The organism is Deltaproteobacteria bacterium (assembly GCA_017302835.1).
Classification (GTDB): domain Bacteria; phylum Bdellovibrionota; class Bdellovibrionia; order Bdellovibrionales; family Bdellovibrionaceae; genus UBA2316.
The window spans coordinates 25,919-42,551 of sequence record JAFLCC010000023.1 but is presented as its reverse complement, the minus strand read 5'-3'; the positions used below and the strand labels follow the sequence as shown (position 1 = coordinate 42,551).

At 39.5% G+C, this 16,633-nt stretch carries 18 protein-coding genes, 1 tRNA gene and 1 pseudogene; 15 read left to right on the top strand and 5 right to left on the bottom strand.

Annotated elements, in window-relative coordinates; genetic code table 11:
* Positions 1-162: 162 nt before the first annotated feature.
* Positions 163-795 (bottom strand): TetR/AcrR family transcriptional regulator, encoded by a 633-nt coding sequence (locus tag J0M15_15985; GenBank protein MBN8538549.1) that lies wholly within the window; start codon positions 793-795, stop codon positions 163-165.
* A gap of 83 nt (positions 796-878) precedes the next feature.
* Here J0M15_15985 and J0M15_15980 point away from each other — a divergent pair.
* From J0M15_15980 to J0M15_15965, 4 genes and pseudogenes are all read left to right on the top strand, one after another.
* Positions 879-1,247, top strand: a pseudogene (locus J0M15_15980) (VOC family protein).
* A 34-nt stretch (positions 1,248-1,281) separates the two neighbouring features.
* A complete protein-coding gene (locus tag J0M15_15975) occupies positions 1,282-1,815 on the top strand; it encodes an SRPBCC family protein (GenBank protein ID MBN8538548.1) in 534 nt (177 codons plus the stop codon).
* 103 nt (positions 1,816-1,918) lie between these two features.
* Positions 1,919-2,278, top strand: a complete 360-nt coding sequence (locus J0M15_15970) for a DUF1428 domain-containing protein (protein MBN8538547.1) — start codon at positions 1,919-1,921, stop codon at positions 2,276-2,278.
* A 113-nt stretch (positions 2,279-2,391) separates the two neighbouring features.
* Positions 2,392-2,946 carry an HD domain-containing protein gene (locus tag J0M15_15965; protein MBN8538546.1) on the top strand — a complete coding sequence of 185 codons (555 nt, stop codon included), beginning with the start codon at positions 2,392-2,394 and terminating at the stop codon, positions 2,944-2,946.
* Positions 2,947-2,999: 53 nt separating this feature from the next.
* Here the strand turns inward: J0M15_15965 and J0M15_15960 are convergent, their stop codons facing one another.
* Together J0M15_15960 and J0M15_15955 are read right to left on the bottom strand one after the other, a co-directional pair.
* A complete protein-coding gene (locus J0M15_15960) occupies positions 3,000-4,103 on the bottom strand; it encodes a hypothetical protein (protein MBN8538545.1) in 1,104 nt (367 codons plus the stop codon).
* A 269-nt stretch (positions 4,104-4,372) separates the two neighbouring features.
* Positions 4,373-4,831 carry a hypothetical protein gene (locus J0M15_15955; GenBank protein MBN8538544.1) on the bottom strand — a complete coding sequence of 153 codons (459 nt, stop codon included), beginning with the start codon at positions 4,829-4,831 and terminating at the stop codon, positions 4,373-4,375.
* A 637-nt stretch (positions 4,832-5,468) separates the two neighbouring features.
* Between J0M15_15955 and J0M15_15950 the strand changes: the two genes are divergently transcribed.
* The 8 genes from J0M15_15950 to J0M15_15915 all read left to right on the top strand — a co-directional run bounded on the left by J0M15_15950 (position 5,469) and on the right by J0M15_15915 (position 12,522).
* The gene (locus J0M15_15950; GenBank protein MBN8538543.1) at positions 5,469-6,425 is read left to right on the top strand and encodes an IS110 family transposase; all 957 of its coding nucleotides are present in this window, start codon (positions 5,469-5,471) and stop codon (positions 6,423-6,425) included.
* Between the two features lie 95 nt (positions 6,426-6,520).
* Positions 6,521-6,763: a hypothetical protein gene (locus J0M15_15945; GenBank protein MBN8538542.1), complete on the top strand. Its 243-nt coding sequence runs from the start codon at positions 6,521-6,523 to the stop codon at positions 6,761-6,763.
* Positions 6,764-7,234: 471 nt separating this feature from the next.
* Positions 7,235-7,486 carry a hypothetical protein gene (locus J0M15_15940; GenBank protein MBN8538541.1) on the top strand — a complete coding sequence of 84 codons (252 nt, stop codon included), beginning with the start codon at positions 7,235-7,237 and terminating at the stop codon, positions 7,484-7,486.
* Positions 7,487-7,509: 23 nt separating this feature from the next.
* Entirely contained in the window at positions 7,510-7,845 is a 336-nt protein-coding gene (locus J0M15_15935) for a type II toxin-antitoxin system RelE/ParE family toxin (GenBank protein MBN8538540.1), read from the top strand.
* A complete protein-coding gene (locus tag J0M15_15930; protein MBN8538539.1) occupies positions 7,842-8,144 on the top strand; it encodes a helix-turn-helix transcriptional regulator in 303 nt (100 codons plus the stop codon). The genes J0M15_15935 and J0M15_15930 overlap by 4 nt, the downstream gene beginning before the upstream one ends.
* A gap of 144 nt (positions 8,145-8,288) precedes the next feature.
* Positions 8,289-10,175, top strand: coding sequence for a S8 family serine peptidase (locus J0M15_15925; GenBank protein MBN8538538.1), 1,887 nt, complete (start codon positions 8,289-8,291; stop codon positions 10,173-10,175).
* Positions 10,176-10,666: 491 nt separating this feature from the next.
* Positions 10,667-10,834 carry a hypothetical protein gene (locus J0M15_15920; GenBank protein ID MBN8538537.1) on the top strand — a complete coding sequence of 56 codons (168 nt, stop codon included), beginning with the start codon at positions 10,667-10,669 and terminating at the stop codon, positions 10,832-10,834.
* Positions 10,831-12,522 carry a recombinase family protein gene (locus tag J0M15_15915; GenBank protein ID MBN8538536.1) on the top strand — a complete coding sequence of 564 codons (1,692 nt, stop codon included), beginning with the start codon at positions 10,831-10,833 and terminating at the stop codon, positions 12,520-12,522. The genes J0M15_15920 and J0M15_15915 overlap by 4 nt, the downstream gene beginning before the upstream one ends.
* Here the strand turns inward: J0M15_15915 and J0M15_15910 are convergent.
* A tRNA-Leu gene (locus J0M15_15910) sits at positions 12,501-12,592 on the bottom strand. The genes J0M15_15915 and J0M15_15910 overlap by 22 nt on opposite strands.
* Positions 12,593-12,725: 133 nt before the next feature.
* Here J0M15_15910 and J0M15_15905 point away from each other — a divergent pair.
* The 3 genes from J0M15_15905 to murI are packed head-to-tail and all read left to right on the top strand — an operon-like array spanning position 12,726 to position 15,342.
* Positions 12,726-13,451, top strand: a complete 726-nt coding sequence (locus J0M15_15905; protein ID MBN8538535.1) for a hypothetical protein — start codon at positions 12,726-12,728, stop codon at positions 13,449-13,451.
* Between the two features lie 9 nt (positions 13,452-13,460).
* Positions 13,461-14,510 (top strand): guanosine monophosphate reductase, encoded by a 1,050-nt coding sequence (locus tag J0M15_15900; GenBank protein MBN8538534.1) that lies wholly within the window; start codon positions 13,461-13,463, stop codon positions 14,508-14,510.
* Complete coding sequence (murI, locus tag J0M15_15895; protein MBN8538533.1) at positions 14,494-15,342, top strand: glutamate racemase; 849 nt, start codon at positions 14,494-14,496, stop codon at positions 15,340-15,342. Before J0M15_15900 ends, murI begins: the two co-directional genes overlap by 17 nt.
* A gap of 2 nt (positions 15,343-15,344) precedes the next feature.
* On the opposite strand, the gene lysA is transcribed toward murI, so the two are convergent.
* Positions 15,345-16,601: a diaminopimelate decarboxylase gene (gene lysA, locus J0M15_15890; GenBank protein MBN8538532.1), complete on the bottom strand. Its 1,257-nt coding sequence runs from the start codon at positions 16,599-16,601 to the stop codon at positions 15,345-15,347.
* Positions 16,602-16,633 lie beyond the last annotated feature (32 nt).

The window sequence follows — 16,633 nt, the reverse complement described above, 5'->3', positions numbered from 1 at the left end:
ATTAAACTTGAAAAAGTAGACATGATTCAACAACTAGAACTTGACTTGTATGCAGCTTAGAAAATAAAAATAAAAAATCATTCTGGAGTATTTCTAAAAAGTTTCTACCAGAAACGGGACGCCATCCAAATTGTGAAATTTCTTTTACTCAATAATCCTCCTTTATATTTGATTGAATAGTAAGGTGTTAAAATATCGTCTTAAGCAGGAATATAGAGCTGAGAAAGCTCGCGGATCATTCAGGCCCTTTAGCAAACCGTAGAAACCTTCGTGAGCCATGACCACAAAGTGGGCGACATGTCTTGTGTTGACGTCTGGCTTTAAATACCCCGACTTTTTAGCGCGCTTAAGTTGAGATTCCAATTCATCAATCCACAGTTTCAATGCAAGCTGTAGCCTTTCGTGAAATTCTCTATCAACGGGAGACATCTCTTGAACCAAATTGTTTAATGGACATCCAAGCCTCAAATGAACTGGATCGCAATCACCTATTAAGGTCTTCATTTGAGCCAAAATTCCATCCAAAGGATTTTCGTAATTTTCTAAAGGTGTAATCCATCGATCGATGATCATTGGTTTGATGACTTCGTCAACCAAAGCATAACCCATTTCGAGCTTTGTTGGAAACTGATGATAAAACGCACCTTTCGTTAAATTTGTTTTTGCAACGATATCGTCAATACTTACGCCTTGAAATCCCTTGGTAAAGACCTCGACAAACGCCGCATCTAGAATTTCCTTTCTAGAACGTTCAAGGTTACGAGAATTCTTTGCTGAGCGACGTTTTGCCTTCATATATTCAAGCATATCAAAAATGAGATCTGTTGACAACATACTAAATAGTATGTATACTAATATCCACACGAGGAGATGTTTATATGCAAAATCCAGTTTGATGGTTTGAAATTTACGTGTCTGATATGAACCGAGCTAAGGCGTTTTATGAGTCACTTTTTAAAGTTAAACTCTCTCATATGCCATTTCACGAAGGTGAAATGTGGGGCTTTCCATCGAACCCAGATAAGTGGGGCTGCTCAGGCTCTCTTGTAAGAATGAATGGACTCACTCCAAACGGAATCAGCACGATCATTTACTTTGGTAGCGAAGACTGCGCCACAGAGGAAAAAATGATTCCTAAACTAGGCGGCAAAATTCACAAGCCAAAAATGTCTATCGGCCAGTATGGATTTATCACACTTGCTATAGATACTGAAGGTAACATGATCGGTATTCATTCAATGAAATAAAAGTTTCAATTCGTTTATAACCATAGGAGGGAAAATGTTAATTAAAATATTAGTTGTTGCAGTCGTGGCTCTCTGTGGATTTCTAATCTACGTCGCCTTGAAACCTTCTGCATGCACAATTTCACGTGAGATCGTCATCCAAGCAAGCCCTGAGGCTTTGTTCTCATATATCAACAACTCAAAGAAAATGAATGACTGGATGCCTTGGCAAGATTCTGACCCTGGAGTGAAAATGCAATACTCCGGGCCGGAAGAAGGAGTTGGTTCAAAATCAAGCTGGGATAGCAATGGAAAAATGGGTGTTGGCAATGCCGTTGTCATTGAAAGTATTCCTAATAAATCAGTAAAAACGCAACTGACCTATACGAAGCCAATGGAGATGTCACAGCTTGCAGAAGTCACGTTAACTCCCGTTGATGGCGCTACAAAAGTTAAACGGAGCGTCGATGGGCACAATGGATTCTTGTTTCGTCTGATGGGTATCATTATGAACGTTGAAAAAATGGTCGGTGGTGAATTTGAAAAGGGTCTAGCTAAGCTAAAGACTGTCGCTGAAGCTGCGAAGTAGATAGAACAAAATGAGCCAATTTAATCAATCAGTTTTTTTGGAATTTAAGTGGAAGAATATGCAGGCTATGCAATAGTAACTTTAAAAAATGAGGAAGATTAAAATGAGTCAATATGTTGATGGTTATTTAATACCAATCAAAAAGAAGAACGTAAAAGCATATATGAAAATGGCCAACCTTGGATGCAAATTATGGATGGAACACGGAGCCCTTGATTACTACGAATGTATAGGGGACGATTTAAAAGTAAACTGGGGACAGACTTTTCCAAAGTTGTGTAAGCTCAAAAAAGATGAGACTGTTGTTCTTGCCTTCGTCGTCTTTAAGTCTAAAAAGCACAGAGCTTCTGTGAATGCAAAAGTTCATAGTGACACTCGCATGAAAATGGATGGAATTAAAATGCCATTTGATGTGAAACGATTTTCAATGGGCGGATTTAAGGCTCTTGTTTATTCCAAATAATTCTTATTATAACTGAAGTTGCTTCGTTGTAATTCCTGCTTGGGTTCCTCATATTTTTGAGAAACGATCTAAAAAGAGGGCTGGAATTCTTAGCTTTAACGATGTAGCCGGTTTTGAAAAAGAGATGCCCGGAATTGCATGTCGTCGAACTTTTAGAAAGTGCGTGTGATCAAGAATCCAATTTGACAAACCATAATATATCTACTGCGATCATTTCACTAATGATCGCCAAAGGCCGTAGTTGGACATCGCCACACACTTTATTTATTGTATCAGCATCAGCACTTTTTCACGACATTGCCTTGATGCCTTTGAATGAACAGTTAAAAAAATCGACGCCAGAAGCTCTTTCAAAAGAAGATTTTGAAAAGTATCAGATGCATCCAGTTGAAAGTGCTGAACTCCTCGCTCGTTATGGAAAATTTCCCGAAGCTATTCTCAGCATTACTGCTCAGCGCCATGAAAAATCAGAGGGAACTGGCTTTCCTAAACAACTTAGAAAATCTGAAATCCATCCCATTGCAGAGATCATAAATTTAGCTAGTCAATTCTCTCACTTCTATTTAGGAGGCCTGGTTATGGTACTGGAATGTATCCTCGATTTGCGGCCAGTAAAATCCGTGAACGTTTTCATGGAATTTTCTACGAGCCCAACATTAAAATCTTAGAACAAATTTTTGTCTCTGAAACCTAACCGGGTGTGAGCAAAAGGGGTTCTAAGTTAACGTGTCCCTGCCGACACCGGAAGATCCTTCTTTACTGGCTCTTTTCCACTAACTATTTTCTTGCATTCTTCCTCTAGGTAATATTTTATCGCAGGCAAGTGGTTTGCCCCAATAAAATTAATCACTGAGCCTTTGTCAGATTGGCGAACAAGATTTTTTGCGATTAGAGCATCACGTGCTGAACACCCCTCAAAGCGGCTAGCATTCTGAAGCCTTATTTCAAAATAAGTCATAAGATGTTTTCTTTCGGTTTCTGTGATCTCAATAGGAAATGATTTAAGTAGTTCAGCTGCTAGCTCTGCTGGTTTGAATCGAGCTGCTCGTAACATAGGGTTTACGGATAGCAACTTATCCTCGACGGGGTCGCCATTAGCGAAAAATGATATCACTTCACCCTCTCTATCCGGTAACCGAGCGCGTATACTCGAGGTAAAAGCAGCGAAACTTGCGAATTCACTAGGTGTGTTGGCTTTTGGAATTTTTGAACAGAACTGTTTGTTATAGTCATTAATTTCTGGTTGAGTCGGCTCTGCTGTAAAAATCTGGCGCCCTTTAAATAACGAAGGTCGTTGTTGCTTTAGAAGAAATTGTGGAGACAGGGCAAGTAGTTTATAGCGTTGTCTTAAATTGGTTTCAACTTTTAGCATGTCAAAAGCAAATTTTGAATTTTCGATTATTTTAGTGGAGTTTTCGGCATTCCAAATCAGCCTTTCTATTGGAACCTCGATGCCAACTCCGACATAACGGTTTTGCTCAAGATTCGTTTCAAGGTTCTTGTAATCGTCACTGTATTGTTTAATCGCGGCCGCCTCGCTTTTGATCGCCTCCTTGATTTTTTGAGGCCACGATGGATCCTTTGTAAGATTTTTTGCAAGATCCTGTTTCGAAAGAGCCAGGATTGCAGGGAATGCAGATTCGGTATCGAATGCGCCTGATTGACGTTTAGCATGGCGATGGCCAACTACCGAAATCTGGTTGCCACTGGGAAGTACCATGTCAATTTGTCGGTCATTCGTTTTATTGACCTCTACGCTGCAATCGACCGATTTACCTAAAGCGGTACCAGGTAAAATGAAGATCAATCCTAACCATCGAATCACGACACGAGCTCCTGTCCTAAGTCATTTAGGCTACTGACTCATGGTAGCGCAGCCGCTTTGGGAAACAAAGTGATTTAAGATGTGAATAAAAATCTCGACTTAAATTCGTTTCTTTTTACGATCAATCGCGGCTTGTCAGTGGGCCGTTTAGGATCGATTTTATACGATCTGAACACTTTTTTAGAAGTAAAGAGTAGTTACGAATGATTGATTAACTGGCCCTCATTTGAAAAGCAAAAATCTAAGGGCCATATTTATGAAAGTACTATCTAATTGCAATAAATCTGTAACTCGCCCTTTCCATTACGTCCGTAAACGTATTGCAGTCCCGTAAAACCATGAGTAGAAATTGCGCGCGCACTTACGTCCTTTGGCAATCTTTGATACAATGCCGCAACGATTGGTGTGTAATAGGGTATGCCCATGTTCATCGGGGGATTGTTTTGATCTTGGCATGCGGCTTTATTAACCAGACCTGCAGAATTAGATACGTCAGCTATAACAATGCGGATACCATGATTAGTTGGATCTAGAACCACACGAAATTTTCCTGCGATTGCGCAAGTTTCGTCGCCAATGATACCAACCTCATAGTTACTATTGATAGTGTAAGATCTCAATTTTATACTCACAGGTCTAGGATCTTGATCGTTTAGTTTGGAGTAAACAGCACAGTTCACAATGGATTCTGGTTCCGCAGCTCCGAAAAGAAGATTTGCTGATAACATGATAGCGCTAACAATAATTAATTTCATAAGAACTCCTTTTTTTTAGGACACTATACGGGGAATAACAAAGTATCAAGAAGGTAAAAATTACGCGGTAATTTCTTCTAGCAAATCGTTCTAAATGATTAATGATTTCGTGGTCTTTCGCATTTAGGAGGTTTTCAATTAGAACCGTAGAACCGCAAATGGTCATCTCGAATTAAAATGTATTTTTGATATAGCGTCATAAGTACGGGTTCGGTCGAACCGGGTGTTCGTCCCGTATTCAATGCCCATGTAGCTTCGCCCCACCATCAAGAATGTAAGTGGTCTTAGCTTCATATATTTATTTTCAATTGAAATTTTTTCAAATCTTAATCATGTATTCATTTTTTTATTTTTTTTATCTGAACTTCTTTTAAAAAGGAATCGTTTTTTAAAGGATAACAAGGTCGGTGTTTGTTTGGCTGGAGTTATTATTTTTTGCGAAGTAATGACTGAGGTCGGAGTTCAATGTGGCCGGGTGAGCGCTTTTAAGAACCGTCGTATGGGGCAATGATATTATTATTTTTAAAACTATGGCTTCGCTAGGCAAATTTTATAGGTGCCGCTCATGCTCTTCCTTTAAAAGACCCTATCTTAAACAAAGGAGAGTTCCATGAAAGCATTAAAAACCCACGTTGCTGGCATTGATGTCCATAAAGATATTCTGGCTATTACTGTTTTAATTGGTGATGGTAATGAAGATCCAAAGTCAGAACATTTTGAGTGTTCCACAATGACAGATGACTTAAAAGCTATGGGATTAATTCTTCTTCAACGAGGAGTTAAAGATGTGGCAATGGAGTCTACAGGGCAATATTGGAAGCCAATCTATAATGTTTTGGAACCAATGGGATTGAAGGTGATAGTTGGAAATGCAAGCCACATTAAAAATGTACCTGGCAGGAAAACTGACATCAAAGATTCCCAGTGGATAGCCGAACTTCATAGATTTGGTTTAATCAGAGCCTCCTTCGTTCCAGATGGTATTTACCAACGGCTAAGACTATTGAGCCGTCATCGCACTAATTTGGTTGATGATCTTTCACGAGTGAAAAACCGAGTTGAGAAAGTTCTTCAAGATGGCAATATTAAATGGAGCTCGATAGTATCAGACACCTTCGGAGTAGCAGGCAAGAAGATCTTAGATCTGATTGCAGATGGTGTTACTAATGCGCAAACATTAGCAGCAAGTGTGACTACTAAAATAAAAAGAAAGGAGGACGCGGTTAGAGCCTTAACCAATTGTTTTACTAAAGAACATATTTTTGTTTTAAATGAATTACTGAAACAGTATCGAAATATCCAGACCCAAATTCTTGATGTGGAAAATGAGTTAACGGAAAAAACACTTCCCTATGCTCATCTCGTAGAGGAATTAGATAAAATTCCAGGTATTGATAAAATCCTTGCGATGTCTATCATTGCAGAGGCAACTGCAGATATGAGCAGCTTTGCAGATGAAAGAAAGTTTGCGGCGTGGGCGGGTGTAGCTAGTGGAAATAATGAGTCAGCTGGTAAAAAAAAAGAGCAAAATGTAGACATGGAAACCCCCACTTCAAAAAAATCCTAGTACAAGCTGCCAATGGAGCTAAACAGAAAAAAGGGTCTTTTTATAGATCTAAATACCGAAAGCTTCAATCTAGAATTGGCACCAGCAAAGCCAAAGTGGCCATTGCCAATAGACTTGCTAGAGTGATTTATAAAGTTCTTGGCGGAAATACTCAATACAAAGACTTAGGATATATACGTGGTGATCCCGTCGAGAAACAGATAGAAAACTATGTCAGAAAACTAAAAAAATTGGGTGTGGATATTCATCACGAAAATCATCAGATGATTGTAAAAAGAAAACTAACAGTTGATACTACTGGAGTTATTCAGGAGCAAACTGTTAGTTCTGCAAAGTAAAACAACAAAGGTTAAATTAAAATTTAATTATTTTCCCCTTGTTCAGCCTACCGGCTGAAAATGGATTCTTACGTCCTTCGTTCGGAGTAACTTACTAGGCAATGATCTTTGAAATTCCCGCCTACTGCCTTAAACAAGACCGGGGTCCGCTTGAGCTATTCGCTATCTCCTCAAGAGTTCGGACTATTGCCTTCCACTACACCACCAGATTGGGCCACCGATATCTTCCGCTAACTCGTCTTCGTCGACAGTTTAATTTTTGTTTAGGCTGAAATTTCTGGCGTTAACCCACAGTTCCTCGGGGTCTCCTGCTTTTACGCAGTCACAGCTACTTAGCTCCCCCAAATCGCTCTGGCGAAAACCGCTGTGAGCTTTACCGGTGGAGCGAATCCCTTGCCGGACCCATATCCATTGCTGAATGCGACCGCAGGCAGAGACTTCGTCCTGCCTTGCTAGTTACATCTATTCGGTATGGGTAAAGATTCATCGTCCTCGTCTCCGGACGAAAATGGTGCGCGAGAGACCGAAGTAGAAGAACCGCTTTGGGCGGCGAAGCCAGTTTTATTTGAGTTTGACTTCGAGGAAGTCCCCGAACCAAAGGCTTTGGTCCCTCAAGACCTACTAAAATTGATTTTAAAGTATAGATCATCCAAAAAAGTTGCCCTTGCTATTGGAGCCTCTGAGGCATTTGTTCGGCAAAATATTAAAACTTGCAAAATATAGCCAATTGGCTATAATAGAAACTGATGAAAATTGAACTCTATCTCTCAAAAAGAGGCTCATCGCCCATCGAAGACTTTATCACGGATTTACCTAAAGGTGATCAAGCTCGTTTTGCTGATGTCTTTGAAGGTATTGGAAAGTACGGTCTAGATTGCCCGAGGGTTCAGTTTAAGCCACTCAGAGGAAAACTTTGGGAGATAAAGTTTAATGCTCCAAGAGGCGGTTTTAGAATCGCCTATGTAATTATTGAAGGACAAACGATGATTTGGCTTCATGTTTTTAAAAAGACAACACAGAAGACGCCACTTAATGATCTGGATTTAGCTGAAAAAAGAATGAAAGAGGTTTTAGGATTATGAAAAACACAAAATCAGGAAAAGACTTTTTCAAAAAATTACTGAAAGACCCAACTGTTCGTATGCACTACGAAGAAGAGAGCTCAAAAACAGCTATCGCTTTCGCTGTCAGGTCAGCGCGCCTAAAGGCAGACTTAACCCAAGCTCAGTTGGCGAAAAAGGTTGGGACATCACAAAGTGTTATCGCGCGCCTTGAAAGTGGATCAGATAAAAGAACACCGTCTATTCCGTTCCTATCCAAAATCGCGACAGCTTGCGGGGCTCAGTTCGAGTTCGGATTTACTTTTTTAAAGGCAAGCTAGCCCAGGTTGAATAAACAGCTCCTAATAAACAATCTGACCGCACCCGAGTAGATTTCCCTAAATGGTCACTTCGTCTAAATCAAAACAGTCGTAGCGGCTTAGTTTTTTTGCTATACATAGATACTTACTCGAAGACGGTGAAAAATGAAAAAAAGCATATTTGCAGTTATCGCAATTTATACTACTTCCATTTGTTTGGCCAGTGGTAATGAATCGTGCACACAGGACAAGTTTTGGGCTAACGAGGCTATTTCTGGAAACCTCATGGTTGAAGCAATGGGAAATTGGAGAACAAGTCACCCGCTTGCTGAAAAAACGCAAATCGCCATAGTGGATTCTGGAGTTAGAAAAACTTATTTACCTGAACTAAAATCTCAAATTAAATATTATTCACTGGGTGCCGGCTTGGTTTTACCTGACGAGGCAGAGACTACCCACGGCTATTCAGTGGCATCCATTTATGCCGCCTATTTTGGACTTTATCAAGGCGGGCAAATTGGTATCTACAGTGTATCTATACCTGGATCCAAAGGTGGTATAGATGCAAAGATTGCCCGCGACGCTTATATAGATGCCTGCGCTCGAGGCTACAAAATCATTAATGCAAGCCATGGATCAGATCCAAATTTTTACACACCCCAAGACGAGGTCGCATTTAAGGATACAATTAAGATTTTAGAGAGTAAGGGCTGTTTGATAATAAAGTCAGCTGGAAATGAGTCTGCCCGCGATCGCTTTCTAATTAAAAATGCCGATATTGACGATGGATATCTAAGGGTGGCTTCTACACGCTTTACGGGGGGCCTTGCCGAACATTCGAATATTGGAGAAATCTCTGCGCCAGGAGATCAAATATATACCTTATCGTACAATCCAAAAGGTCTTTGCAGTGATAAAAAAGGTCAGCTTTCCAGTGGAACTAGTTTCGCTGGTCCGCTAGTTGGCGCGGTCGCGGCAAACGTTCGAGAAATTCTTTCGGTGAATTCCACTTATGAGAAACTGTCTGGAGAAATACAACTTGCGATTTTAAATAGAGTACTTTCAGCGTCTTCTAAAGACGACGCAGGAATGCTCGATGGTCTCCGAGCTGTTAAGATAGCAATGTCGCTCGAACATTTCAACTACCAACCAATTCCAACGATTGAGGTTTTAAGGGAAATTAGTTTTCCTGAAGGGGTATGTGCTCAACAGGTGCACTCCGGAAAAATAATGGAGAAGCTATCTCTTTGTAACAATCTAAGCACGCAAGATTTAGACCTTGCAGTTACGAACATTATAAAAAGCAAAAAGTATTATTTGTTAGGTCTTTGGCAAAATGCTGTAACTGGATCGAAAGGAAATACATATACCCTTCCTCCAGTGTTTCAGAAAATCGAATTTTGGAGTCTTTTTTTCGGGTCCAAGATTAACTCGAATTTAGTTCCAGAAAAGAAAAATTTAACTGAGCTAGATATTACTGCAATAATAGATATTTATACTAAGCTAAGACCCTATCTTCGCTCGTTTCAAGAACAAATTGATATCTTATTTGTTGATTTAATTTTACGAGAACTTTCCCAGGTTCCACCATATATCGCCCAATTTCCGCTCGCTGAAACAGGGCTCAATGGTTTCTATTCGATGACCAAAGCCGCTAATGAAATCGGACCTTTGTTAATTAAGAAAATTGCTGATGAACGTTTAAACACAGGTCTTGTTACAATTTTTTTAGAAGGAAAAAATAGTGCGTTTTGGTCAATAATAATGTTTGCGCCCTATAAATCGGTGTCGCTGCAACAAAATCTCGAGAGGCTTCTGAAAATTAAAAACGCTGGAAACTTATCGCCAAACGACCTTTTAAGAATTGGGGCACGTGGTGCGGTTGGGAACTCATACAATTGGATGAAATCTGTCATTTTAAGTGATCGAATTTTCGAGGCTAAACATAAATCTGATATTGAGTCGACAATAGCGTTAGCTGAAAAGAATGGAAATGTCAGTATTGCGGAAAAAATGGAACTTTTAAATTTGGTCGGTTTAAGATTGAATTGATTTTATAATTTCAGTGAGTTTCCTATTTACTCTTCGCTTTTGGCGCCGTACAGGTCCAATGAAATTAGCCTTGCTGATTTTAATTCTAATCAAGTGCCTGGCGATTTTCTTATTCACCAGTGGCGGAAGATCGCCAGTCTCTAAAAAAGTGATAAATATTTAATTTCTATGACAGTCTCCATGCCCAGTGTTGGCGCACCTCCGCCACCACTGGGTTTTATACATCTGTTAAATTTAACGAGACGATAATGAGACTGCAATCTGAATATAATTTTTCAAATTTCACCATTTTGAAAAACGCTATTCCAAAACAAAGTTCAGCAGTTAAGCGCCGCCACGTCTCACCACCCCTAAAACGGGTTTTTTCCTGACCACCCCCACCCAACGAGTGGTTGGAGGTGGTCAGGAACCGGGGTGATGAGACGTGGCTCTGATCTTGAAATTATATGAGGTAACAAGGGAGGTGCAGTGATGAAAATAAAAAATTATGAATGCTGAAAAAATATGACTTAGATGATTATGAAGTCGAAGTTGTAAAAGTGAATTTAAAACAAACTGAGTACGAAATGATGATTGTGCGACTGGTAAAGGCGTTGCTTGAAATTGACGAGTTGGGAAATCAGGCCGACGATACAACAGTTACCAAGGAGGCCGCATGAAACGTGTTGGAATTTACATCAGGGTATCGACTGAGGAGCAGGCTCGTATTCAAGATGGATCATTGGTGTCACAGAAAAATCGTTTACTTGAATATATTGAATTTCAAAACAAACGTGAATCTAATTGGGGTACACTCGTTGATATTTATTGTGACGAAGGAAAGTCCGCTAAGAATATGAAAGGCCGTCCTGAGTTTTTACGAATGCTCACAGATGTTAAACTTGGGCGAATCAATTTGATAGTGGCAACGGAGCTTTCTCGTTTGAACAGAAATATTAAAGATTTCTGTGAAGTCTGGGATTTACTAAAAGATCACAAAGCAAGCTTTGTTACGCTTCGTGAGAATTTTGACACAACAACCGCATCCGGCGAGATGATGGTTTTTAATTTGATCAACTATGCTCAGTACGAACGTAAACAAACTTCTGAAAGAATTTCAGCAAACTGGCTATCTCGCAGTAAACGCGGCCTTTGGAATGGCGGCACGATTCCGCTGGGATACGACCGAAATCCAAAAAATAAAGCTGAACTGGCTGTAAATGAGGAGGAAGCTAAAACAGTTAGGGAAATATTTGAAATATTTCTTGAACAGGAAACAGTTCGTAAAACTCAAGCTTCCATTACTGAGCTTGGAATACACAATAAAAAATATACGAATAAACATGGAATTGATCGTGGCGGTAAGGTCTTTTCGGTGGATACGTTACAGTCTTTGCTAACGAACAAAGCTTACATCGGAATAAAAAAACTACGACACAAAGACGGATCTGTTGAGAAAATCAAGTCTGTTTGGCCGGCCATTGTTGACGAAGATGTATTTCGAAAAGTCCAAGAGCGTTTGGCAAAAAATAAAAATAGATACAAGCCTGAGTCTTGGAAAGTATACCCGTTTCCCCTTACTGAGCTTATTCAATGTGGCGAGTGTGGAAAATCCCTCGGAGGAAAGTCAGGAACTGGGCGAAAAGAAAAGCATCATTATTACGGCCACGCGCAGATCAAGAATCCTTTCACTAAGGAAACCGTTCATCAATGCCAAGTCAAAAATATCAGAGCCCCGCGACTTGAGGAGATCGTGACGAAATCACTGCGATTACTTTTGAACGATCCAAATCTCATAGAAAATTGGATCGAGATCTACCGATCAAAAACATCAAGCGAATTGCCTGAAGTTCAAACCCGAACAAAGCAACTGGATCAAGAGATTCAAAACATATCCAAAAAGATAAACAATTTGGTTCAACGGGTATCTGAACTGCCGTCAGATGTCCCGGCACAAGCTTTCTATGAGCAAATAAAACAACTGAACCAAAAACTCACCGAAGCTAAATTAGCGAAAGAAAAACTAAAAACAAAAGAAATGGATTTATACGGCCAAGACATTGACCACGACGGCTTAAAAGCCAAAATCGAGCGAACTCTCAATAATTTAGAAGCTGCGCCAAAAGAAAAACAACGACCTATCTTTACTAACCTAGTGAAGTTCATCGAGATTCACCCGATGAAAATCAAAATCGGCATGTACGCACCAACCAAAGAGCAATACAAAGCCACCGGAACTGATGGAACCTCATCACCCGGAAACGAAAATTTAAATTTTAAGGAAAAAGAAGGAAAACTGATCCCATTCGTACCGACCCGGCGTGTGGGTTCGAGTACTGTTGGAAATGGTGCCCCGGGCCGGACTTGAACCGGCACGCCCGTGTTAACGAAGCTCAGGATTTTAAGTCCTGTGCGTCTACCAATTTCGCCACCGGGGCAGAGTAAAAAAGAAGCACCAAAAAAACATTTTTTTACTGTATTGTCACCACATTTCTTCTTTTTTTTTGATGATTGAATATAAAAAGTTTATGATTGATTTTTTTTTGAGCAAACTGCAACATTGACAACTTAATGAAGATTTTAATCTCTACTTTCAATAAATTATTTCTACTTAAGTATTTGTTTTTCTTACTTCTCTTGTTATTTGTAACTAATTCTTTATGCGAACAGTTTTTAATGCAAAAACTAGAATTTTCTTTAAGGCAAAGCCAAAATACCAACCTAGATTTATTTTTTTATGGAAGCCTTAATCTCCTTAATTCTCTTGTTTTTCCCGCACTCATTTCTCTGTTCACAATTTTTTATTTAAAGAACCCTTCTCCGTGGTTCTTTTTATCGATAAAAAGTTCTGACATAGAATCTTTCATCATTGAAACTCTTCGAAGTTGGGGGAAAACTATTTGGTGGGGCTTCTTGTTTATCCTTCCTGGATTCTATAAATTTTTAAGTTATTCCTATGTTCCTTTTATTGTCCTTATGGAGAAGAAATACGATCAGGGATTGGTAGATGCTTTGAAAGAATCGGAACGGATCTTTCTCTCTCGGAAGTGGGCCAGCCTTTCGACTTTGCTTTTTTTTCAAATAATTTTACCAATAATGCTGAGCTCATTGCTTGATTCTTATCGAAATTTTAGTGAGAATCCCTGGCTCGCCATCTTGAGCTCTGTTCTGCAAGGAACCTTGAGTCTTGTTGGTTTTCTGGTTCTGATGGAAATTTATCTTCAAAATAAAGTTCGCACTGATTTTAAGGAAACCTTGGTAACAACTTTGGATACAACTCACACAACTCATTGCTAAAGGATTTTTGTGGAATTATTTTTTAACTGGAAAGATATTAAAAATAAAGGGCGCGGCTTAACTTTTGATGATGTTTTAATTGTCCCTGCAAAATCAGATGTGAGATCAAGAAAAGATCCCAGTTTGGGGACTCAATTAACAAAAAATAAATGGATGGAGATGCCCATCATCTCTGCAAATATGGATACGGTCACCGAATCTCCAATGGCCATTGCCATGGACCAACTTGGGGGCGTAGGTATTTTACATCGATTTATGACCATCGAGGATCAAGTCAAACATGTAGAAAAAATGAAAGCGCAGGGGCTAACAAATATTTCTGCAAGCATTGGTGTGAATGACGACTACCAGGACCGCGCTCGGTCTTTAATAAAAGCTGGCGTGAATATTCTGACGATCGATATAGCCCACGGTCACTCTATACAAATGTTTGAAACGGTGAAGTGGTGCAAAGATAATTTTTCTTCTATAGATATTATTGCAGGAAATGTAGCCACCCCCGAAGCGACAGAAAATCTGATTCAAGCCGGGGCTGATGCTATTAAAGTCGGCATTGGCCCAGGCTCTATGTGCACGACTCGCATAATTACAGGCGCGGGCGTTCCTCAGTTAACGGCCATTGCCCTGTGTTCTGAAGTAGCAAAGGAACACCGAGTACCTGTCATCGCTGATGGGGGCATCAAAACCTCCGGAGATATTGTCAAAGCCTTTGCTGCTGGGGCGAGCTCTGTGATGTTGGGAGGCATGCTTTCTGGAACGATTGAAACTCCAGGAGAAATTAAAAATGGAAAAAAACAGTACCGAGGCATGGCTTCCAAATCAGCCCAAGTTTCTTGGCGTGGAGGCGTTCCCGAAGGCATGGCTCCAGAGGGAGAATCCACTTTGGTTTCAGTTAAAGGACATGTCAATGATGTGATTCTAGAACTCTCTGGAGGGATTCGCTCTGGAATGAGCTATATCAATGCGGTTCAAGTGAGTGAGATCTGTGATAAAGCTCGCTTTATTGAAATGACTTCCTCTGGAATGTTTGAGTCTAGGGCCCATGGCTTATTTAGATAGTCCCATTGGGGTTTTTGATTCTGGAATTGGAGGGCTTACCGTTTTAAAAGGATTGATTGAGCATCTTCCAAGTGAACGATGGATTTATCTTGGTGATACCGCAAGACTACCCTATGGAAACAAATCCTCAGAGACCATCAGAAACTACACTTTAAAAAATTTGAAATTTTTAACCCAATTTAAATGCAAAGCTTTTGTAATTGCCTGCAATTCAGCATCGACACAGTTTAATGATCCCTTCTTTGAAGAAGTTCCCGTGTTTAATGTCATTGATCCCGGAATTAAAGCCGCACTCTCTCTGGGATTAGATAAAAGAATAGGAATTCTTGGCACAAAGGCAACTATCCAAAGTCAGGTTTACACCAAGAAACTTCAAGCGGCTCATTACACCGGAGAAATTTTTTCGCAGGCTTGTCCGCTTTTTGTTCCCCTCGTCGAAGAAGGATTATTTGAAGATCCTATCACCGACCTGGTTATCAGCAAGTACTTATCAGAAATGAAAAAAGTAAAAATTGAATCTCTCATTTTGGGTTGCACCCACTATCCCCTGCTAAAAAAGAGCATTCTTGATTTTTTTGCAAACAACTTCGCTGCTTCTGATCAGGATCCCTATCAAATAAATCTTATCAATTCTGCATTTTATCTGAGTGACATGATTAAAAAGAAAAATTTAGTGAAAAATCATCATTCACAAAAGACACAAAACCTTCCTATAGAAATTATGACCACAGATGACTATCGAAATGTTAAAGACCTTACTTTGAAAATCCTACAAGGTCATGCAACTTGTTTTGAAACCGTTGATATTGAATCTCATAACTCCAGTTCATAGCTTCAAATGCAGATTTCCTTAGCTCGAGGTTGCAAATTGTAATCGTTCGACATGCTCGCCCCATAAGCCCCACAATCAGAGATCACCATGAAATCATCTTGTTGGACCTCTGTCAGATTTCTATTTTTACCAATAAAATCTGAAGACTCGCAAATGGGTCCAACAACTTCATAGTTAAAAACCTGTTTCGGCGGCAATGAAATTTTATGAGGAAGAATTTCATGGTAAGCTTCATACAATGACGGACGAGCCAAGTGATTCATCCCCGTATCTAAAATAATAAATTCTTTATAAGGTGTTTTTTTGACGTATTGAACCTGAGACACCAGAACTCCCCCGTGGGCTACCAACCATCTCCCGGGTTCGGACTGAATTTCAAAGTTGGGAATGAAATCTTTGAGTTCTTCTAGCTCTGAAAAAAGAGTCTTGGCATATTCTTGAAGGAGTTGATCTTCCTGAACGAGATCTTGTTTTTGATAAAACACTCCCAGTCCTCCACCCACATCAAAGCAATGACACTCTGGAAAATGCTGATTTAGTATCAAAAAATATTTCTTTAATTTGGCTAAGGAGTCTTTTAATGGAGCAAACTCCATCATTTGAGACCCTAAGTGTAACGAAATCCCCTGGACACTTAAATGATGATTATTTTCCAAACAAATCTTTAACAGATCATCAAACGAATCTAAATCAATTCCAAATTTATTATCCCTCAGCCCCGTGGCGATATAGGGATGAGTTTCAATACTGATATTTGGATTTAATCGAAAGGCCACTCTTATTTTTTTATTTTTTAAGTTAATATTTTGTTTCGCAATTCCAAGTATTCTTTCTAACTCCGGAAGGCTTTCAACATTAATTTGATAAATATCCAATTCCAAAGCTTGATGGAGCTCATGTTTAGTTTTTCCAACCCCACTATAAACAATATCCTGAGGTTTAAAACCCACGCGAAGAGCCTGATTAATTTCCCCAAGGCTCACTACATCTGCCCCTAGCCCTTGCTGCAGAAGTAATTTCAAAATCTGTTGATTTGGGTTGGCTTTCATCGCATAAAAAAGTTTCACATTTTTAAGAGCAGACTTCATTTTATCAATTCGATCGCCTATTAAATCTAAATCGTAAATAAACAGCGGACCCGAATACTTCGATAAAAGTTCTTGAAAAGATTTATGGCCTTTTGAGTTTTGAAATACTAACTGTTTCTCGATATAAATTAAAAATTCTTTAGTCTGTTGATAATTCTTATTATTTTGCATTTTCATAGGTTTACTGAATTCATTTCGTTAAG